The sequence below is a fragment of the Actinomycetospora sp. CA-101289 genome (genome assembly GCF_050955895.1).
GTDB lineage: Bacteria > Actinomycetota > Actinomycetes > Mycobacteriales > Pseudonocardiaceae > Actinomycetospora.
In genome coordinates this window covers 1,650,977-1,669,243 of record NZ_CP192093.1, presented here as the reverse complement: position 1 = coordinate 1,669,243, position 18,267 = coordinate 1,650,977, and the positions used below count along the sequence as shown (strand labels likewise).

The window sequence follows — 18,267 nt, the reverse complement described above, 5'->3', positions numbered from 1 at the left end:
GCAATGCGGCCGCGGCACTACGCCGCAGCCCCGGGATCGGTCGCCTCGCCGGCCCCGATCTCTCTCTCCCCCGGCGACCGTCCGGCGTCGCCGACTCGGGTTACCGCGGGCCACGGCGGCCTCATCGGCACCGCCCCCGACGCGGCCCGACCGCTCCGACCGGCGACACTGCGGGTGCCGTGCGACAGAAGGTAACTGTCCGTCGCGCTCCCTTCAGCAGTGTCGCTGGACGGGATGCGCGGGAAGCGCGGGAAGCGCGGGAAGCGCGGGAAGCGCGACGACGGTGTGTGGGTGCGCTTAAGGCCCTCAAGCGTGAAGGGCTCTTCTGGCTGCGCTGAGGCCTGAGCGATCCTGTAATGGAAGGTCAAGGTCGGCGAACCCCCAAGGAGCTGCAGGCGGGCGAGGGGGGCCATGTCGACTCCGACGACGGTGCCGAGCACTCCGACCATCGTGCCGGGACGGCTCGTGGGCGGTGCGTTCTGCTCCGGTGGGACGCGGCGGCAGCAGCTCCTGGCTGCTCGAAGTCGTTGGGGGAAGTCCACACGTGACGAACGAGGCCTGCCTGGAGCGTGGCTCCGGTTCGATCATCTGGCTCTGCGCGAGCGCTGAGGTTTGCGACGGGCACGGCGTGCGCAAGACACCATCACGGCCCAGATTCGCCGGGTGGCCGACCCGAGGAGGCGCTGATCCCGGCGGTGGTCGTGCGGGTGTGCGGGTTCTGGTGGTGCCGCGAGCTCAGCCTGGTACACGGGTTGATCGGCGCTGCCGACGCCGTGCCAGGCGCGGACGTGCACTCCGAGGTCGGTGAGGACCCGCACCGCGACGGCCTGGGCCACCCGCGGCGGCGCAGTGACCGCGGCGCCGCGGTCGAGAAGCGGCATCGCCCACTGTCGCCGCTGCCCGTGCAGCGCCAGCAACATCCAGCCCTCCGCCCGGCGACTCGCCGCGGCGCTTTGAACGGTGGGGGCGGTGAAGCCGTCGCCGCGACCGCTGGGCACCAGGACATATAGCACGTCCGTCGCGGCCAGCGCGTCATCGGTTCCCGATCGGCCTGCAGCAGGACCCACCATGGGGTTCGCCGCTGCCTGTCTGTGCAGCGTCGGCTCAACTGTCGTTGTCGACGGGGGGGCCGTCGCGATGGAGGCTGCAGGACAGGCATCCGACAGGGCGGGTTTCCGCGGTGTCGGTATTCCTGGCGCAGTGGTCCGTGTTCTACGCCTCGCGAACAACTGCACCGGTCGCCCCCCCAACCGAATGCGGACCCGCGAACACCGGGCCCATGACAGAGATGGACTGACGGCTCGCCTCGTCAACCGCCGTAACGAACTACTCTTACTGGCCACTCGAGGCAGTGAGTTCCCCGTCTCTCCCAACGAGGACAGTCGTCCTCGCGAAGATAGCAACACGCCGTGCCGAGTCGTTCGCGACGCGCCCCGCGGAGCGCGAGGGCTGCCGACCCCTGGGCCGTCAGAGCGAATGCCCGGTGCACCGTCCTTCGAGACGCGACACGCCGCGTGCGCCGAAATGTACGCCATGGCTAGCGACGTCGTCGGCCCGAACCGGATGGCTATGGCGTTCAGCTGCGGTTGGCTACGGCGATCTCGCTCTCGTGTCGGGCATAGAGCGCGACCATCGCGTCAGGGTCCGGCGGACCATCACCGCCCATGAGAGTGTAAATGTTCTCGACGAGCTGGATCGCCCCGGGCGTGGTGATCACAAGGATCTTGGCGGGCGTGTCGGCCGGGTTGTCGAAGCCATGTGGCACACCGCGTGGGATGAACACACACGATCCGGCCGGGCAGTCCCTGATCTTTCCATCGAGGGTGAATCTCACCGATCCGTCGAGGACGTAGAACGCCTCGTCGTAGACGCGGTGCACGTGCGGCGGTGGCCCGTCGAACGACGGCGGCAACGCGGACTCGAACATCGCGAAATCACCGCTCTGCCCGTATTCCACCTTCACGTTGATCCCCGGGCCGAACGACCGACCGCCGCCGGGCGCGAGGGCATGTGCTGACACCGCGACCTCCTCCTACAACTGAGCACGAACAGCTGCGATTAGGACGACGGGACGAGGCCCAACTGACCAAGGAAGCTCATGTTGTCCCAGATCATGTCGTGCTGGACGATCTTGCCGTTCTCTACTTGGGCAGCCTCCGTGGCCCCCAATTCAACCGACTTCTGGGTCGCTGGCAGTTCGCTGCCGTCGGGCATTGCGATGGGACCGCTATTCACACCGTGGAGGACGAACTCGCCGATGTACAGGTCACCGTCCTCGCAGTGGCGCCCGAGCGTTACCTGTCCGTCCGGGAAGGCGTTAAGCAAGCCCTGCATGTACGGCAAGATGTTGTCGCGCCCCTCGAACCTGCCATCGGGGGTAGTCAGCACGATGTCGTCACCGTATAAGGCGCAATATCCCTGCACATCGCCCTTGTTGTAGAGAGCGGTGCCTTCCTCAATCAACTCCGTAGGTGTAACCATGATTGTCTCCTGACATGTTCACGAATACTCGTCAGTTTTATTGCAGTTGCTACTTCAGCTCGAACAGAAGTCCGCGGACGTCGTTGGGGCCGTTGTTCGTCGCTGAATGATCCTCAGCTTCTCGCCATACCGTCTGACCTGTCCTCATGTCAGCGTCGAAGCTCTCTCCGGAGGGAGTATGGAAAGCAATAGTCCCGTCGTCGAGTGAATAGACCAAATAGTTGGAGTGGGAGTGTGGAGCTGAATTGTCCCCGGGTTTCATGTGGTATTGCAGCAAACGAACTTGGTCGTTTTCGAACAGCACGTTGTAGACGTCTGGTGCCACTTGTACCGCGTCCTGCGTCATCCAGCACCCCATTCGTCCGGGGGACCACCCGTCTGGCGACCACCTGTAACACCGAGAGTGGCAGGATTCCGTGCGGTGGGAGCAAAAGGCACCCTTCCGGCGTAGTATCGATCTTCCGGGATGAGCCCCACCGTGATCAGGCGGCTGTCGCCGCCGCTCTGATGCGGCGTGATGCGATCAGGCTGTGTCGCCTCCGCTAGGTCCCCACTACGCGGAAATCGAGTAGCGTAAACCGGACATACCGGCCGAAGCGGGGGCCAAATGGCCCGACCTCGTTCCCCACCTCGCTGCATGGTCGCCTCACACGCCGGGAGGACACTGCGAAAGAATGAGTCGTCGCCGCGTGACCGCCGCCGTCCTGCTCGTCGTCACCGCGGCATCAGCCGCGGCGCCGACCTGGCGCGCAGCCTGGCGGGGATGATCGGCACGGTCGGGATCGTCGATCGAACTGCGCTCGGGGGCGCCGCCCTCGACGCCGCAGTGGCGGCTGCCTATGGGCGCTACCAGGCCCACAAAGCGGAGCTCAAGGGCGAGCGGCAGGCAGAAGGCGACGCGCCTCGTCGGCCCGTGAGCGACGAGGCGCTGCCGCTGGCCTACCACCCCGACTCCCCCGATCTCCCCGTGGTCATGGTGGGGGTGTGGGACTCCGTCGGTGCCCTCGGTATCCCCAGCTACATCGGGCTGCCGGACCTGCTGGGGTCGCGCGAGCGATACGAATTCCTCGACGTGGTCCTCGACCCCCGCATCCCCCACGGGCGCCAAGCAGTCTCGCTGGACGAGATGCGTGGACCGTTTCGCCCCACCTTGTGGGACCAGACCGCCGCCGGCGCCGCGCAGGACATCGCGCAGGTCTGGTTCCCGGGCGATCACTGCGACGTCGGCGGCGGTCACCGCGACAGCCGGCTCAGCGACGGCGCGCTGCAGTCGATGATCGACCAGGCGCACGCCGCGGTCGGGCTGCCGTTCACCGGCCCGGCGCTCGCGCCCGACCCCATCAACGGGACGCTGCACGGGATGCGCCAAGGCTTCCTCGGCGCCCCTGAGGAAGCCGCGATGCAGCCCCGCCCCCGCGCCACACCACCGGTCGACGCCAGCGCCCCTACCCGACCGCGTCCACGCCTCGGCCTACCAGCGCCAACAGGCCACCGCCGCCAACCCGCCCGTCCAGCAGTACCGGCCCACCCGCACCCTCCACGTCGGCAACACCGCGCAGGTGATCGTCGAGGCGAACCGGAGCTGGAACGCCACCGGGCTCTACCTCGAGCCGGGCACCTACCGCTTCACCTCCACCGGCCGCTGGAGCACCCCGCTCGGCGGCGGCGGTCCCAGCGGAGCCGCTCGCTGGCCCATCGCGGGGGACGGCTTCTCCCGACTGGTCGACCTGGCCGAGCAAGGCCTACGCCAGGCGTTACACAACCCCGACGCCGAGCTCGTCGGCGCCCGGCGCGAAGCCGACGTGCCGTTGATGACCCTGATCGGCCTCGTCGCCAACGAAGTCACCGGCGGCGACGACCAGATCCTCGTGACCCAGAGCGGGGAACGGCTCAACGACGACAAGTTCGTCATCGGCAACGCCCTCGACCACACCGTCCACCGGGCCGGATACCTCTGGGCCTACGGCAACGACGCCTGGGGCTCCTATTTCAAATACCCAAGGGCAGGTCGACCTCACAGTGCAACGACTGTTGTGAAGCTGGCTGGCAATGCCCCCACCGAGCACGCCTTCGCCAAGATGGCTGTTCTCATCGTTCAGCGCTCATCCGACCGGGAGACGATCCGGTCGCGGCGGTAGACCAAAGGCACGATGTAACATAGAACCGAGTTATCGGACTCTTCGCCCGACTAGACCACGCTTGCATGCGATCGGATACAGGGGCAGCGAGGCCCGGAGTACAGCGCGGAGGATAAAGCGCCTCAAGGATTCGTGGTAGATGTTTTCTGCCCGACGCGGTAAGCTCCCCGGACCTCCGCTGCACGTAATCGCAGTCCGAGGCGTGTAGGTAGCGCGGTCTACAACGAGCGAGGTGGGGCTATGTCGGACGCGGATACCACGTTTCGCCTGATTTATCGCAGCCACAGCACGATTCCGAAAGAATCACGACAGACTGTTCTAGCCAATATCTTCGACGTCGCCCGGTCGAACAACAAGAAGGCTGGCATTACCGGCGCGCTCCTCGTGACAGACCACTGGTTCGCCCAGGCCCTCGAGGGTGACGAAGCCACGGTCACGGCGCTGTACCAGCGGATCAGCGAAGACACCCGACATGACCAGGTGGCGATCGTCGAGTCCGGCACCGTCGATGTGCGGGCGTTCTCCCGATGGTCGATGGCGCAGGTCTCTAAGAGCGGGCGCGCCGACATTCCACTCCACGACGTCGGCGGGCGCATCCACTCGGCAGCCGGCAGACCACTGACCGCCGGCGAATCCGCAATGCTCAAGCAGATGCGTAACGTCATCGGGGCCGACGCCGTCTGAGCGCCGCTGATCGGCGCCCAAGAGCGTATCGCAGCATCAGGGCGAGGTAGGCGCCGGTCTTGCTGCCGACGGCGTTCCGCGAGATGGTCCGACGCGACCATGCCGCCTGGCGTCCGTCGTCGGTCTTGCTGGTGGCGGGGACTCGTCCGAGGTCGCGGTCCTTTCATAACCGTCCGCCATCGCGCACTCGCAGCAACCAAGCCCTATGACATAGTCTGAACGGCCAACGAGTGACGGCCTTCGTCCGCGTGAACACCCATTGTTATCTTCAGGGGGCACGAGGCGCTCGCAGGAGGACTACTGGCCTGGGACTTGGAACCGCTCCGACATAGCGCAAACGGGCACGGCCTCTGGGTCGGTCACAAGGCTGGTGTCAGGGCAGGCTTAACGTCCAGACCCGGGGTGCCACGGCACCCCAGGGTCGACCTAGGGCGTGTCTCTCAAGTAGGTGAGCGTGGTCGGTCCACGATCAGCGGGTGGGTCGTGGACCGGTGCTCTCGGGTGCACCACCACGGCGCGACCGCGGCGAGGTTCCTCCGAGGCGCCCTCGAGCTACACAGGGGCGAGATCGAATGACAAGACCCCACGTCAGTCTGGGCGGCGGTGCGGCGTTCTCGGTAGCATGATTGAAGCGCCCCGGGTCTGGTGGAGGCTCTGAGGTGCCCCTGGTTGGGCGGAGTCGGGCCGCCGGAAGCTTCGTGGGAAGAGTTGAGGCGGCGGCGGTCGAGAGTGGCCCGGCCCGAAGCCCGCACCGCTGGAACATCTGATCCGTCGTTACGTGCTTACCGCGTGCATGCCAGGTTTGCTGGGCAGCAGTGGGCACGATAGGTGATCCGCTGAGCACCAGAGGCGACAGCGGGAAGCTCCCTACGCCGCCGCAGGCGTTTGTCACGTCGTGTGCCGCTGCGGCGCGCTGGTGGGCGGCATCCCGGACCTGATGCCGGAACGCGGGGCCTCGGCCTTCCAGCGCTGGAGGCGTGCTGGCTCACCTGGTCGTCGCACCCGGATGGTGGTCGTCGAGCCAGTCCTGGGAGGCGATGAGGGGCAGGAGTGCGCGCCACATCCCGCGGATTCGACCGGGGAGCTCATCGAGGGCGTCAGTGCGGTCGCAGATCATTCGGTGTCCGGTCACGGTGGCGACGATCGACTGGGCCATCCCGGGGATGTCGGTTCCGTCCCGCAGCAGCCCGGCCGCGGCCGCATCGCAGAGGTGGGTGGTGACGAACGCCTCGGCCTGCTGGTAGTGCTCGCGAGCCTGGTCGGAGGGGACGCCGGGGCCGTTGAGGAGCCGGATGGCGCCGTGCACGATCGGGTCGGTCAACATCAGGGTGAAGACCCCGTCGAAGGACGCGATGAGCGCTTGGAGCGGGTCCATCCCGCGCCCACGGACCTCGGCGGCCATCTCGGTCCACCGCTGCACGGTTTCCGCCACGAGCGCCTCGACGAGGGCCTGCTTGCTGGGGAAGTGGAAGTACAGCGCGCCCTTGGTGACCCCGCACGCCTCGAGGATCTCCCGCAGCGACGTGCCGTGGTAGCCGGTGGCGGCGAAGTGCTCGCCGGCGGCCTCCAGCAGGCCGTGGCGTGTGACCACCGCACGCCGCTGCTGCCCGCGAGTCCTGCGGGTTCGCCGTTGCTCTGTGGTGGTATCGGCGACGGGTGTGGCGTCGGCGTCCGGGCGCGAGCTCATCGTGATCCCTCCCCGGCTGGCCCGGCCGCGACGGTACCGCGTCGGTCAGGGCCGGTGGCGTCCTTGTATCCCGCGAAAACGCCCGGTATGTTCCTCGTTGCTCGCGGTCCGCGGGAGGGCGCGAAAGGGTCTAGCTCGTGACGAGACGGTCCGGCGCGTCACATCGCGCCGAACCGGCTCGGATCACCGGCCTCGCACCGTCGTCGTACCCCGGACCCCGGTGCGCCTCGGGTCCCGGAAGCAGCCTGCCTCGGGGGGCGAACGATCCAAGGGGTGCGTGTATGAGCCTGCTCGGCTTGAGGACCCTGGGCCTGCGGCCAGCCGTCCAGGCGCAGGGTTCAGCTCCGGCCTCCGCGCCGCCGGGTCGGGACCTCGCCGCGGACCTACGCGCCCGGGACCGTCTGGTCGAACTGCACGTGCTCGCCGAGCACGGCGATGCCGCCGCCGCCGCCGAGGCGCGGGAATGGCTGTCCGACGACCCCGACGCCCGGCGCATCTGGCACCAGGTCGACGCGCAGTGCCAGGAATTGCGGGCTGACGCAACGGATCGCGTGCGGCCTCGACCCAGAGGCGGTCCGCCGCGCGGACACGAACGACGCGACGTCGCGACGCCCGAGGGTTGACGGCCGCACCCCCGTACTCCGTGCCGGGCGAGGGGGGCCGCCCGGCACGGGCCCGTCGTTCACGGCACCGAGGAACCGGGCCGCCGGTGGTGCTGCACTGCTCGCGCGCGGGAGAGGCCCCGGGCCCGCCCACTTCCAGGGGAGAAAGGCATCGGGTCCATCGGTCTGGCTCGCGACGCGGCGACACCAGAAGCGCCTCGACCAACCTCAATGGTCGCAGCCGCAACCAGATCGGCTCCAGCGCATGGAGACGTCAACACGGAAAGCGGTTAGTGGAGATGGCCCGGCGCGGCCCCATCGGCAGGACGCCACACGCCAGCACCCCCCGTCGACCGCAACAGCGGGACCCGCGGGGAGGTCCGGTCGATCCAGGAGATCGACTGACGGAGTTAGTCGTCGACCTATGACCTAACGGTGATCTTCTTGGCCAGAGGGCGCAGTCGGAGACTGGATGCCCGGTGCACCGCTGCGGACGATCCGCACGGGCCCTGCACGAAGGAACGGGAGCCGAGAGGACGACGATCTCGAGGACCGTCGATCAGGGCCGACGCCCACGCCATTTCGTAGCTGAGACGGTCGCGAGTCCTCGGCTGGGCAGCGAGACGCGAACTCGTTGAGGCGGCCGTCGGCGAGCGCCGTGACGTCGGCCCATGATGTAGAGCGTCGCCCCCAAGATCACGTGAGAGAGGGTCCCCGCGGCTACGAGTAGCACGTCCGTCACCGTCCGTTCCCGGTCGTCGGTGCTGGTTCGCGCCGGTGTCGGTGCCGGGAACGCGCCCGTTACCCGCTGCCGCGAAGAGGGTTCAGCCGGGTGCATGCGCGCGGACCCGTCCGGGCGAACGTCAACCAAACGGCCCCCGACCCGCTCGCGCGGCACTCCGGAACAAATCGCGGCTCCATGACTCAGGTCAACACCGTCACCAAAGTACTTCCTCAACTGCATGGCCAGCCGCGCGTCATGACCTCTAGCGTCTCGTCAGCGAACAGGACGACCCGGGCACTGGCGCCGTGGGCCGGAGGTCGAGCCCGTCGGAGCTCTGTCACCGCCGAGCCGCGCGCACCGGCGTTCTTTTCCGAGGTCGTGGCCGAGGTCGTGGCCGGGAGCTCAACCGGGGTGTCGACCTGAGGCGCGCCGTGGACCCGATCGGGTTCTGCTGGGGGAGGGGCGGCACCGACTCCCTTGCGGCCCGGTTCTCCGCGCCACGGTCCTCCTCGGGCGTGATGCGCTCGAGGAACCGCAGCAGTTCGACCGGGAAGGGGAGGACGAGCGTCGAGTTCTTCTCGGCCGCCACCTCCACGACCGTCTCCAGGAGGCGGAGCTGCAGAGACGCCGGATGGTTCGACATCATCTCCGCGGCGTCGGAGAGCGCCGCCGCCGCCTGGCGTTCGCCGTCGGCGGTGATGACGCGGGCGCGACGTTCACGCTCGGCCTCGGCCTGGCGCGACATGGAACGCTTCATGGACTCGGGCAGCGAGACATCCTTGATCTCGACACGGTCAATGTGCAGGCCCCAGTCCATGACCGGGGTGTCGATCATCAACTCGAGGCCCTGGTTGAGCTTCTCCCGATTGCTGAGCAGGTCGTCGAGGTCGCTCTTCCCGATGATCGATCGCAGGGACGTCTGGGCGAGCTGCCCGACCGCGGACATGTAGTCCTGCACGTCCACCGCCACGCGGACGGGATCGACCACCCGGAAGTAGATGACCGCGTCGACCCGGACGGTGACGTTGTCGCGGGTGATCCCGTCCTGCGCCGGGACCGGGAGGGTCACGATCTGCATGTTGACCTTCGTCATCCGGTCCGCGAGCGGCCAGAGCAGGACGATCCCGGGCGCTCTCGTCGTGCCAGGCTCCACCCTGCCGAACCGGAACACGACTCCGCGCTCGTACTGCCGAACGATCCGCACGCTCGTCCCGACCAGCGTCGCGGCCACCACGAGAACGGCGATGCATAGCGCAATTGCAACGATCATTTCGCCACATCCCTCACCCGCGGGCCCGCCCCCGACCGAGCAGGGGGTCGCCACGAATAGGTATTGCAGGGACTGGGGATGATGGCCCTGCCCGAGCTCTCGGTCAACGCGGATCGGTGCGTGCGTCGTGGACGCCTCACCCGTCCCGAGGAGGAGGCGTGCAGCCGACCGGTCAGAGGACGACGTCCTCGTACCGGGCGCTCGCCGCGATGGTGGAGTCGAGCAGGTCCCAGGTCTGCATCCAGGCCTGCCACCGCTCGACATCTCGCGGGTGTAGTCCGGGCACGATGCGCCCGCCAGACCCGCAGCGCCGCACGTCGACGAGCTCGGCGAGGGTCGCGGGAATCTCCCGCGCTCAGTAGTGGGTATAGCACTGGGGCTCGAGGTCGATCTCCTGCTGGGCGTGCAGGAGGGCACGGAAGTACCGCTCGACGTCCTGGGGACCGGCGCTTGGCGACCGGAAGAAGCCCATGACGAACGTCGTATCGACGATCTTGGTGAACCCGCGCTGCTCCAGCACGTACGCACCGGCGCTCGAGACGTTCACCGCCGCCTGCCCGGCCTCGAGCAGGAGACGGACCCGGTCGAAGGGCAGGCCGACGAAGCCCAGCCGGATCGCGTCACGCGGGAGGAAGGGCTCGAGGGCCTGCAGGGCCGAAGTAGTGGTGGCCGACGCCCACCTCGACGCCGGCCAGGTCGCGGGGTGCCCGGTGTTGGCGGCCGGTACGGTGTCGTAGAAGCCGGTTATTGGTCGGCGCGCACCGCTTGGAGCGTCGTCGACGACCACCGCTTGCCTCGCCTCGAGCGGACCTCGGCGAGCTTGCTCAGCCGCCGCGCGCCCTTGCGCCAGCCCACGGCGGCGAGAAAACTGTCCGACCCGCCAACGGCCATCGGGAACGCCTGTCGACCACGGCGCCCGCGAGGACGTCGGTGCGGGGTCCCGCTCAACTAGGAGGAGGGACCGCTGTGGCTGAGAACGAGTTCGACCAAGCCATCGACTCCTACCGGCGGGCGCTCGGCGCTTTCGTCAAGGGCGACCCAACCTACGTCGCGGAGCTCTTCTCGCGCAGCGAGGACGTCACGCTCGCCAACCCTCTAGGACCGCCTCGCCGCGGGCGAGTCGACGTCGAGAAGGCCATCATGGAGGCGGCTGCCCACTTCACGGACGGCTCCGTCCACTGCGAAGAGATCTCGAGATACTCCACCCCCGAACTCGGCTACGTCGTCCAAATTGAGCGGAATGAGCTGCAGCTCGCCGGACACGAGGGCATGCGCCCCTCATCGCTGCGGGTGACCATGATCTTTCGACGCGAGGGCGACGCTTGGAGGGTCGCGCACCGCCACGCCGACCCGATCACGACTGCGCAGCCGATCCGGACCGTCTTCGACACTTGACCCGCGCTCGCTTTGCTCACCCGCGAGAATCTCCGGCGTCCCTCATAGCACCGCGAGCGCACCTCCACCTCGACCGTTGACAGCGCCCCGGCGATCAAGCTCGAGTGATGGCTCCAACTGGCGCCGCCCGCTCGCCGTTGGCTCATCGGACATGTCTACCCGCGCGGCTCGGGGATGTTCTCGTCGAGCGCCGTCGCAGGTTGCCGGTCGTGCACTCGCGGTGGTGCTGGAAACGGCACCGTGACCCGCCCCGCGCGGTAGCCGCCGGTCCCGGCATTCGATCGCCAGCGCGCGAGGCACTCCGACGCGCGACGCTCAGCAGTTCGAGGTAGAGCCGGTACGTGCACGAGGGCGTGGTTGCGGCACGGCTCGCCGCGGCCGGCTCTCGACGGGCAACGTCCTCGACGACCGCAACCGGAGGCCCGCGTCAGCTACCGCGACGGCGTCGCCACCGACGAGCTGATCACACGAGCTACGCCGCCCTGCTGCTGGGCGCGGCACTCGTTCTGCTGGGCATCGCCATCGCTCGCAGCCGGCTCCTTCCGGGCTGGTTGGGCGCACTGTTCGCGCTGTCCGGAGTGCTCGACCTCGTCAGCGGCGTCGTCGTCGGCGAGCAGGGCTTCTCGCCAGCCGCGACGGCCGTGTCGGCCCCCACAGTGATCCTGCTGCCCGCCGCAACGATCGCGCTCGCGGTCATCGCCTTCCGCCGAAGGCAGACCGACACCTAGTTCGCCCAGCCTCCCCCCGACGACAGGACCCGCGGACCACCCACGAAGGGACATCGCCAACCGGACGCTCCCGTTGCGGAGTACCGGCAGGGCTCAGCCCTTGCTGGCTTGAGGCAGGTCACCGCACGCCGGACGGACCGGCGGCTTGTCCGTTGCTGACACGAAGCCGGCCCCGGTCGTCGTCCGGGGGGAGGGACGACGTTCGGGGCCGGCGATCCGATGGGTGACACGTCGGAACGAGCTCGTAGCGTGGACCACGGCAACCCGCGCCGACGCGGCGGCAGGACGCCCCGGGCGTGAGGTAACGGCGCGAAGCGCTCTGGGCAGCACCGAGCCGGTGATGCGAACCCGTGGTGGGAGGGGCAGAAGCCCGTCTGAACCATCCGACGGAAAGAACGGTCTCGACGTTGGCCGAGCAGCCCGAGCAGCCGGACAGGCGAGCGCCGCGGAACTGGTCGAGGCGGCGACGGTGATCGCCATGCTGATCATCGCGGTCGGCACCTACGCGACCATTCTCCTCGCCGCGGGTGGAGTCGCCGAGAGCCGGCGCCCCCGCCTCCGTCGGTAACGACGTCGAACCCGGTCCCGCTGAGCTCGATGTCACCAGCGCCGCCTTGAGTACCCGAGGACCGCTGGTGATGGCCCAGTAGTGGCCGGCCCAGCCCGAGCCGAGCGCACAGCGGACTCGTCCTTCCAGCTGTCGGTCCCTGATGTCACCGAATCAGATATGGAGGTGACCGACGCAGACGTTGCGGCCCTCCCGGCGCGCAACGTGCGCGTGCCTCGTGACGAGTTCTCACTCGCGTGTCTCCGAGGGCTCCACGAGTCCCTCGCAGCCCCCAGTTCGCACCACGATTCGCACCACGATCTGCGATCTTCAGCCGCTAGAGGCGTCCCATCAGGCGCAGGGGGCGCCCCTCGTCGCGCCACCCCACAGGAGGCCGCTAAGCAGTGACCCCGAGCCGTGTGGCATAGAAGCCGATTATCAGGACGCGCTCAGCGGCCAGCCTCAGCTCTGGTCGTGGTCGCGGCCAGATCGCCGTCGACCGAGGCCCGTGGCTAAGCCCTGGCGCCGTCAGCTGGCTACCGGCGTGGCTGCGCAGGTGGCGGAGCTGGGTCGGAGCGCATGCGCTGCCGGACCAGTAGGTGCTGCGCCCAACGATCAGGCCCCGCAATACCGTAAGCGCCTGCATGCCGCGAAATGACCATCTCGGCCATCGCTATTAGCCGCAGCGTGCTCGGCGGGCTCCGCTCGGTCACTCGTTGCTCGAATCTTATCAGGGTAGTACCGTGCTCGCTTCTCGAGAGTCGCCTTCTGCGCTCGGACTGAGAGTAGCGGGATTTCGACAAGGGGATGGTCATGCCGCTCTACCTGTACCAGGCCGCCTACACGGCGGAGTCGCTGTCAGCGCAGATTAGGAACCCTCAGAACCGCATCGAGGCAGTGGCGCCGATCTACGAGTCCGCAGGAGCCCGGATCGTGGCGGCCGGGCATCCATTCGGCGAGTACGATGTGCTTGTGGTCTTCGAGGCGCCCGACGATGCGATTGCGGCTAGTCTAGCCCTCACCATTGGAGCGGGAGGCGCTATCAGCTCGGCGAAGACCACTCGTTTACTGAGTGGGGACGAGTGGGCCAGCTCCCTCCAGCAAGCACAAGGCGTAGCTTCGCAGTACAAGCCAGCGCGATAGCTGTTCCTACGCCCATACCCAGCCTACCGACGTCTATCGCCATCAACGCAGCGAGCCTGTGGGTCCGGCCCACGGCCGCCCTCGCCACGCTCACGCATAGGCAGGAAGCGCGGGACGGTGCGGCCCCCGACTCAGCTGTGGTCGAACGGGGGCGGACCGAGGATCTCGATCCCGCCGTGGCGTTCCCCCGAGACACGGATGCGGGCGAAGTCCACGGGTCCGGTCGCGGGACCGTCAGGGCTGATCGGTTCGCTGGCGCCCAGATAGAAGGCCTGAGCACAGCCGGGGGTGTGCAGACACAGCAGGCGCGCCCGCTCGGACAGGACGAGAAAGGCGTGCGGAACTCCGCGGGGAGCGACCGCGAGCCCACCCGCGGCCACCTGGTGGTCCTCGCCGTCCATGTGCACGAGGATCTCGCCGTCGAGGACGTACATCGTCTCGTCGGACTCGGGATGGCGGTGCAGCGGTGTCGTCTTGCCCTGCTCCATCTGGTCCTCGAACAGGAGGAAGGCGCCCCCGGTCTCCTCAGCGGTCGCCTTCCACGTGTGCACCCCGCCGCCGTAGAACCACCGCCGGTCCCCGTCCTCCACCGCCCGGATGATCGGAACGGGAGTGCTCGCCACCGCCATATCGTCCACCTGTCTCCACGACCCGAGCCTATATGGTACTCGCGTCCCACGATGAGAGTGCAGTACCATCAATGCGGTGTCAACCGCCTACGAAACTCACGGACGTCGGGCGCAAAAGCGTCGCACCCGCGAGGCACTGACCGCGGCGGCGCGAGAGCTCATCGCGACGGGAGACACCCCCACGGTCGAGGCGGCCGCCGCGGCAGCGGCCGTTTCGCGGACCACGGCCTACCGCTACTTCCCCAACCAACACGCACTGCTCGCAGCCGCCCACCCCGAGACCGTTGCGACATCACTGCTCCCACCCGAGCCGCCGGACGATCCCGCGCAGCGACTGGGGATGGTGGTCGCGGCGTTCACCCGGATCGTCCTCGACACCGAGGCCCAGCAGCGGACGATGCTGCGGCTCTCGCTGGAGGCCGATCCCCCCGAGCACACGGACCTCCCCCTGCGGCAGGGACGAGCCATCGGATGGATCGAGGAGGCCCTCGCGCCGCTGCACGGGCAGCTCCCCGAGAAGACCGTCCACCAGCTGGTCCTCGCGATCCGCAGTGCCACCGGCGTGGAGGCGCTGGTCTGGCTGACCGATGTCGCCGGGCTCGCGCGCGAGGACGCCATCGAGCTCATGGCCTGGACAGCCCAAGCGCTCCTGCGGGCGGCCATGACCGGATTCCCGCCAGCCGGGGCGAGGCCGTGAGGCACGAGTAGCTTGAGCCCGGCGGGCAGGAGAGCCGAGGGGGTGCCTAGCGACCCGCGCCCCGTCCGGCCCGCCAGGGGTGGGTCCGCACAGTGTCCACCCGGGACGACAGCACCAACGCCCGTGCGCCCGCTCAGCCTGGGGCTCCACCTACTCGCCGTCCGGGCCGGGCTCGACGTGCACCGGTCCCGGATCTTCAGCCACGTTGTCGGCGGCGGTCTGGTCACGGTGCTGAAGGCTGCTGGACGTCCGGCTACTCCGGTGTGTGCGCGCGCGACGGGCGGGTCATTGTGCCCCTACGCCACGACCTCCGTCGTCGTCACGCTCACCCCCGGGTCCTCGACACGGCCATCGACTTCCTGGTCCTGCACCGCGCCGTGGTCCGGCGACCCGAAGGGGTCACCGCGCCGGCCGCGACACCTCGGAGTCTCAGCCCAGTTCGCCCAGCAGGGCGGTGAGGGCGGCCTGCTCGGCGGCGGGATCGGGGGTGCTGGCCCGCGCCTGGGTGAGCACCTCGTCGATCCTGCCGTCGATGCGGGTCCAGGCCGCGTCGTCTCTGGCCTGGAGCCGGCCCTGCGCCTGGTCCCAGGCAGTCTCGAGATCGGTCGCGCGGTTCGTGGCGCCCGACTGATCGCCGGCGTTCACCTTGGGAGCATGTCCTGGGTGATGGTGCGGAAGGACGAGAGGTCACCGAGCGCGGCGTTGGGTCCCGACGCCACGGGCCGCCTGCCCGCCGGTGCCTGGGCACCGCCCGCACCGGCACTCGGCGCCGCCACGGGAGCGTCGGTCGCCGCACATCCCGTCGAGAACGACCAGTTGGTCATCGCTCTGCGCGCAGCTGCCCGTGGGTGGGCCGACCGTCTCACCATCCGCGACCTGGAAGAGACACTCGGCCAGATCGTGTCCGCCGCGGTCGACACCATCCCCTCGGTCGACGCCGGCAGCATCTCCATCAGCCAGCACGGGCGTGTCGAGACCCGCCACCCCACCAGCGAAGCGATCCGCGAGCTCGACGAGAAGCAGGGCCGGCTCTACGAGGGTCCGTGCATCAGCGCCCTCAACGATCCGCCGACAGCGGGGTCGTGGTGGGCCCAGGACCTCGCCGGCCCTGACGGCGAGCGGTGGCCGCGGTTCGCCCCTGAGGCGGTCGAGGCCGGGTACCGCGGGCTGATGTCGACCACGCTGTCCACCGACGGCGGCCTGCGTGCCGCACTGAACCTCTACTCAGCCGCGCCGAACGCGTTCAGCGAGCACTGCCGCACCATGGCCGGGCTGTTCGGCGTCCAGGCCACACTGCTGCTCTACGGCGCCAGCCAGGTCGCGCTCCTGCAGAAGGCCGTGGACAGCCGGGACCTGATCGCGCAGGCCAAGGGCATCCTCATGGAACGGTTCAAGGTCGACGACGAGGCCGCGTTCCAGATACTCGTGAAGTCTTCGCAGGAAACCAACGTGAAGCTCACCACGGTCGCCCACTGGCTCACCACCGACCGCTCCCCCGCGGCGTCGCCCGACGGCCACGCCGCATGACGCGCCCTGTGGACCGGAGCCTGGGTGAGATCCTCCTCGACGCGATGCAACGGCGCGGCCTGAACATCAAGCAGCTCGCCCGTCTCACCGCCGACCTCGACGATCCCGTCTCCGAGGGCACCGTCCACAACGTGATCAAGGGCCGGGTCACGCACGCTCGCTACGGCACGATCAGGCCGCTGTGCACCGCGTTGGACCTCGACTACAACTCGGTGCTCGCCGAGCTCCGCCGACCCGCCCACCGGGTCCGCGCCCTGCCCGAGGACGTCCACCACCTCACCGATGAGCAGTGGCGATCCCTGATCCAGATCGCCCAGCAGTTCCGCATCGCCAACGAAGGCCCTCAACGCACCAGCGACCAGGGCGATACCGGACCCCGTCCGGGCGCCCTGGCGGGCTGACCGCCGTCTCCAACCTCGACCGGCTGGTGCCGCTGCGGCCGGCCGACCGGGGATCTCCGCGCCCGACCGCGCCACACCGCTGACACCGGGTTCTCGCACGGCATCGACTGCGGTTCAGGAGACGGCGATCCCGCGGACGCGAGCGACGCGCTCGAACTCGGAACAGATCGGGCCCGACAGAGCCCCTACAGGGCGTCTTGTCGCCGTAGCCGTTGTTGCCGTGGATGGCGGACGACGCCCGGACGTCGATTCGTCGCCTGCTCGTCGGAGCTGAGACCCGAAGCGGCCGTCGGTGGTCGGCACCCGCGCGCTCACCGAGCGCCACGGTCGGGGCCGGACGGCCGAGGCTGCGGCACCCTCTCCACGCCGCCGAGGTACTGCTGGAGAACGGCCTCGGTGGCCGGGTCGATCTCCATCGGCCCGGGGTGCTCCCGCTTCAGCGGCGCGTGCAGCGCGATCTCGTCGTCCGGCTCCGGGATGACGTGCTCGGCAACGACCTCACCGACGGTGATGTCGGCGATGGCGGCGTGCGCCTGTTCCAGGACTGTCTCGACGTCGATCGACCCGTTGCCGGGCATCGGTCACCTCCGAGTGTGCGGGCTGCTGGTCGGACCAGAAGTCGGCACCGTGGTGGACCGTTCCGCGTACCTTGCCCGATCGGGCGCGACGTCAACACACCCCAGGCGGCATCCCGTGCATCAGGCCCTCGGCGGTCCGGGCTCAGTCGTGCCGGGCGGGCCCGTGCAGGTGTGGCCGGCCCCGACGCCTCACGCGCCGGCGTGCGGCGCCCACGGTCGAACTCAGCGCGCTTGACCTGCCTCGCGGCGAGAACCCGAGGCGTCGGCGTTGTCGAGGAGCCACTGGGCGACGGCAGTGAGCTCCATGTTGGTGTCCTGGGAGGACTTGACCAGCATCCGGAACGCGCCTTCGTCGTCGACCTTGAACCGCTCCCGGAGCAGACCCTTCGCCTGCCCGATCAGGTCGCGGCTGTCCACCGCGCGCTGCAGGTGGATCGCGGTGTCCACGCCGTAGAGCAGCACCGAAGCCTGGATGCCGAACAGCCCGGCCAGGGTCTGGGCGTGCTCGTCGAACGCGTCCGGGGTGGCCGAGTAGAGGTTCAAGGCGGCGCGGATGCCGCCGTCGACCGAGAGCTGGGTCGACATCAGCGCCCGGTAGCCCGCCTCGACGGCGTAGGGGGCGAACCGTGGCCACCGCTCGCTGTCGACGCCGCCCAGGTCCTGGGCGACGACGGTGCCGCTCTCCGGCGGGTCCTCGATCGCGGTGATGCAGGGACCCTCGCGCAGCTCGCTCTGCTTCTCGTCGAGCTTGCGGATCCTCTCGCTGGTCGGGTACCGGGTCTCGATGCGGTCGTGCTCGGTCATCGAGACGCTGCCGGCCTCCACGCCCGGGACGGTGGGTCGAGCGGCGGGGCAACGGCGGAAATCGTGAGCGAGCCCGATCGGGCGTGGTGGTCTGGCTGGAACGCACCGGCGCAGTGGTCCGAGCATGCGGGTCGGTGGCGGCGGGCCCGAGGCGGTCGACGGGAAGACGACGCGGTGCTGCGCGAACTCCGCGCCACCAACCCGGATAACACCAGCGAGAAGGCCGCCCTCG

The 18,267-nt window shown here is 68.9% G+C and carries 19 protein-coding genes and 1 pseudogene; 10 read left to right on the top strand and 10 right to left on the bottom strand.

The features are described from left to right. Nucleotides 1-1,576 precede the first annotated feature (1,576 nt). The 3 genes from ACQPX6_RS08340 to ACQPX6_RS08330 all read right to left on the bottom strand — a co-directional run bounded on the left by ACQPX6_RS08340 (nucleotide 1,577) and on the right by ACQPX6_RS08330 (nucleotide 2,827). Nucleotides 1,577-1,963 (bottom strand): cupin domain-containing protein, encoded by a 387-nt coding sequence (locus ACQPX6_RS08340; protein WP_433786821.1) that lies wholly within the window; start codon nucleotides 1,961-1,963, stop codon nucleotides 1,577-1,579. 95 nt (nucleotides 1,964-2,058) lie between these two features. Next, nucleotides 2,059-2,481, bottom strand: a complete 423-nt coding sequence (locus tag ACQPX6_RS08335; RefSeq protein WP_433786819.1) for an ester cyclase — start codon at nucleotides 2,479-2,481, stop codon at nucleotides 2,059-2,061. Nucleotides 2,482-2,530: 49 nt separating this feature from the next. Continuing rightward, entirely contained in the window at nucleotides 2,531-2,827 is a 297-nt protein-coding gene (locus ACQPX6_RS08330; RefSeq protein WP_433786818.1) for a hypothetical protein, read from the bottom strand. Nucleotides 2,828-3,088: 261 nt separating this feature from the next. On the opposite strand from ACQPX6_RS08330, the pseudogene ACQPX6_RS08325 reads away from it, so the two are divergent. The 3 genes and pseudogenes from ACQPX6_RS08325 to ACQPX6_RS08315 form a co-directional block, all read left to right on the top strand. Then, nucleotides 3,089-3,706, top strand: a pseudogene (locus ACQPX6_RS08325) (T6SS phospholipase effector Tle1-like catalytic domain-containing protein); the annotation flags it as partial. A gap of 334 nt (nucleotides 3,707-4,040) precedes the next feature. Next, complete coding sequence (locus tag ACQPX6_RS08320) at nucleotides 4,041-4,619, top strand: hypothetical protein (RefSeq protein ID WP_433786816.1); 579 nt, start codon at nucleotides 4,041-4,043, stop codon at nucleotides 4,617-4,619. Nucleotides 4,620-4,859: 240 nt separating this feature from the next. Continuing rightward, on the top strand, nucleotides 4,860-5,303 hold the full coding sequence (locus ACQPX6_RS08315; protein ID WP_433786814.1) for a BLUF domain-containing protein: 444 nt from the start codon (nucleotides 4,860-4,862) through the stop codon (nucleotides 5,301-5,303). Nucleotides 5,304-6,288: 985 nt separating this feature from the next. Here the strand turns inward: ACQPX6_RS08315 and ACQPX6_RS08310 are convergent. Further along, on the bottom strand, nucleotides 6,289-6,990 hold the full coding sequence (locus ACQPX6_RS08310; protein ID WP_433786813.1) for a ScbR family autoregulator-binding transcription factor: 702 nt from the start codon (nucleotides 6,988-6,990) through the stop codon (nucleotides 6,289-6,291). A 281-nt stretch (nucleotides 6,991-7,271) separates the two neighbouring features. On the opposite strand from ACQPX6_RS08310, the gene ACQPX6_RS08305 reads away from it, so the two are divergent. Next, entirely contained in the window at nucleotides 7,272-7,613 is a 342-nt protein-coding gene (locus ACQPX6_RS08305; protein ID WP_433786811.1) for a hypothetical protein, read from the top strand. 1,040 nt (nucleotides 7,614-8,653) lie between these two features. Here ACQPX6_RS08305 and ACQPX6_RS08300 read toward each other — a convergent pair. Together ACQPX6_RS08300 and ACQPX6_RS08295 are read right to left on the bottom strand one after the other, a co-directional pair. Next, nucleotides 8,654-9,586, bottom strand: coding sequence for an SPFH domain-containing protein (locus tag ACQPX6_RS08300; RefSeq protein WP_433788219.1), 933 nt, complete (start codon nucleotides 9,584-9,586; stop codon nucleotides 8,654-8,656). Between the two features lie 355 nt (nucleotides 9,587-9,941). Continuing rightward, complete coding sequence (locus tag ACQPX6_RS08295; protein ID WP_433786810.1) at nucleotides 9,942-10,373, bottom strand: hypothetical protein; 432 nt, start codon at nucleotides 10,371-10,373, stop codon at nucleotides 9,942-9,944. 179 nt (nucleotides 10,374-10,552) lie between these two features. Here ACQPX6_RS08295 and ACQPX6_RS08290 point away from each other — a divergent pair, with 179 nt between their 5' ends. From ACQPX6_RS08290 to ACQPX6_RS08280, 3 genes are all read left to right on the top strand, one after another. After that, nucleotides 10,553-10,981: a YybH family protein gene (locus tag ACQPX6_RS08290; RefSeq protein ID WP_433786807.1), complete on the top strand. Its 429-nt coding sequence runs from the start codon at nucleotides 10,553-10,555 to the stop codon at nucleotides 10,979-10,981. A gap of 341 nt (nucleotides 10,982-11,322) precedes the next feature. Next, nucleotides 11,323-11,709 (top strand): DUF4386 family protein, encoded by a 387-nt coding sequence (locus ACQPX6_RS08285; RefSeq protein WP_433786806.1) that lies wholly within the window; start codon nucleotides 11,323-11,325, stop codon nucleotides 11,707-11,709. Nucleotides 11,710-13,069: 1,360 nt separating this feature from the next. Then, entirely contained in the window at nucleotides 13,070-13,399 is a 330-nt protein-coding gene (locus ACQPX6_RS08280) for a GYD domain-containing protein (RefSeq protein ID WP_433786805.1), read from the top strand. Nucleotides 13,400-13,530: 131 nt separating this feature from the next. Here ACQPX6_RS08280 and ACQPX6_RS08275 read toward each other — a convergent pair whose 3' ends face one another. Further along, entirely contained in the window at nucleotides 13,531-13,989 is a 459-nt protein-coding gene (locus ACQPX6_RS08275) for a cupin domain-containing protein (RefSeq protein WP_433786803.1), read from the bottom strand. 115 nt (nucleotides 13,990-14,104) lie between these two features. On the opposite strand from ACQPX6_RS08275, the gene ACQPX6_RS08270 reads away from it, so the two are divergent. Next, nucleotides 14,105-14,725, top strand: a complete 621-nt coding sequence (locus tag ACQPX6_RS08270; RefSeq protein ID WP_433786802.1) for a TetR family transcriptional regulator — start codon at nucleotides 14,105-14,107, stop codon at nucleotides 14,723-14,725. Nucleotides 14,726-15,154: 429 nt separating this feature from the next. Here the strand turns inward: ACQPX6_RS08270 and ACQPX6_RS08265 are convergent, their stop codons facing one another. Beyond that, nucleotides 15,155-15,370 carry a hypothetical protein gene (locus ACQPX6_RS08265; protein WP_433786800.1) on the bottom strand — a complete coding sequence of 72 codons (216 nt, stop codon included), beginning with the start codon at nucleotides 15,368-15,370 and terminating at the stop codon, nucleotides 15,155-15,157. Nucleotides 15,371-15,625: 255 nt separating this feature from the next. Here ACQPX6_RS08265 and ACQPX6_RS08260 point away from each other — a divergent pair, with 255 nt between their 5' ends. Beyond that, complete coding sequence (locus ACQPX6_RS08260; protein ID WP_433786798.1) at nucleotides 15,626-16,252, top strand: ANTAR domain-containing protein; 627 nt, start codon at nucleotides 15,626-15,628, stop codon at nucleotides 16,250-16,252. After that, complete coding sequence (locus tag ACQPX6_RS08255; protein ID WP_433786796.1) at nucleotides 16,249-16,653, top strand: helix-turn-helix domain-containing protein; 405 nt, start codon at nucleotides 16,249-16,251, stop codon at nucleotides 16,651-16,653. Before ACQPX6_RS08260 ends, ACQPX6_RS08255 begins: the two co-directional genes overlap by 4 nt. A 311-nt stretch (nucleotides 16,654-16,964) precedes the next feature. Here ACQPX6_RS08255 and ACQPX6_RS08250 read toward each other — a convergent pair whose 3' ends face one another. Both ACQPX6_RS08250 and ACQPX6_RS08245 read right to left on the bottom strand, forming a co-directional pair. Next, nucleotides 16,965-17,231 carry a hypothetical protein gene (locus ACQPX6_RS08250; protein WP_433786794.1) on the bottom strand — a complete coding sequence of 89 codons (267 nt, stop codon included), beginning with the start codon at nucleotides 17,229-17,231 and terminating at the stop codon, nucleotides 16,965-16,967. A 222-nt stretch (nucleotides 17,232-17,453) separates the two neighbouring features. Beyond that, nucleotides 17,454-18,056, bottom strand: coding sequence for a GAF and ANTAR domain-containing protein (locus ACQPX6_RS08245; RefSeq protein ID WP_433786793.1), 603 nt, complete (start codon nucleotides 18,054-18,056; stop codon nucleotides 17,454-17,456). Nucleotides 18,057-18,267: the final 211 nt, after the last annotated feature.

What these genes read in the sequence shown, in the direction of transcription:
- ACQPX6_RS08335 (WP_433786819.1), bottom strand. Translation starts at nt 2,481, where the DNA reads ATGGTTACACCTACGGAGTTGATTGAGGAAGGCACCGCTCTCTACAAC.
- ACQPX6_RS08330 (WP_433786818.1), bottom strand. Translation starts at nt 2,827, where the DNA reads ATGACGCAGGACGCGGTACAAGTGGCACCAGACGTCTACAACGTGCTG.
- ACQPX6_RS08315 (WP_433786814.1), top strand. Translation starts at nt 4,860, where the DNA reads ATGTCGGACGCGGATACCACGTTTCGCCTGATTTATCGCAGCCACAGC.
- ACQPX6_RS08310 (WP_433786813.1), bottom strand. Translation starts at nt 6,990, where the DNA reads ATGAGCTCGCGCCCGGACGCCGACGCCACACCCGTCGCCGATACCACC.
- ACQPX6_RS08305 (WP_433786811.1), top strand. Translation starts at nt 7,272, where the DNA reads ATGAGCCTGCTCGGCTTGAGGACCCTGGGCCTGCGGCCAGCCGTCCAG.
- ACQPX6_RS08300 (WP_433788219.1), bottom strand. Translation starts at nt 9,586, where the DNA reads ATGATCGTTGCAATTGCGCTATGCATCGCCGTTCTCGTGGTGGCCGCG.
- ACQPX6_RS08280 (WP_433786805.1), top strand. Translation starts at nt 13,070, where the DNA reads ATGCCGCTCTACCTGTACCAGGCCGCCTACACGGCGGAGTCGCTGTCA.
- ACQPX6_RS08255 (WP_433786796.1), top strand. Translation starts at nt 16,249, where the DNA reads ATGACGCGCCCTGTGGACCGGAGCCTGGGTGAGATCCTCCTCGACGCG.
- ACQPX6_RS08250 (WP_433786794.1), bottom strand. Translation starts at nt 17,231, where the DNA reads ATGCCCGGCAACGGGTCGATCGACGTCGAGACAGTCCTGGAACAGGCG.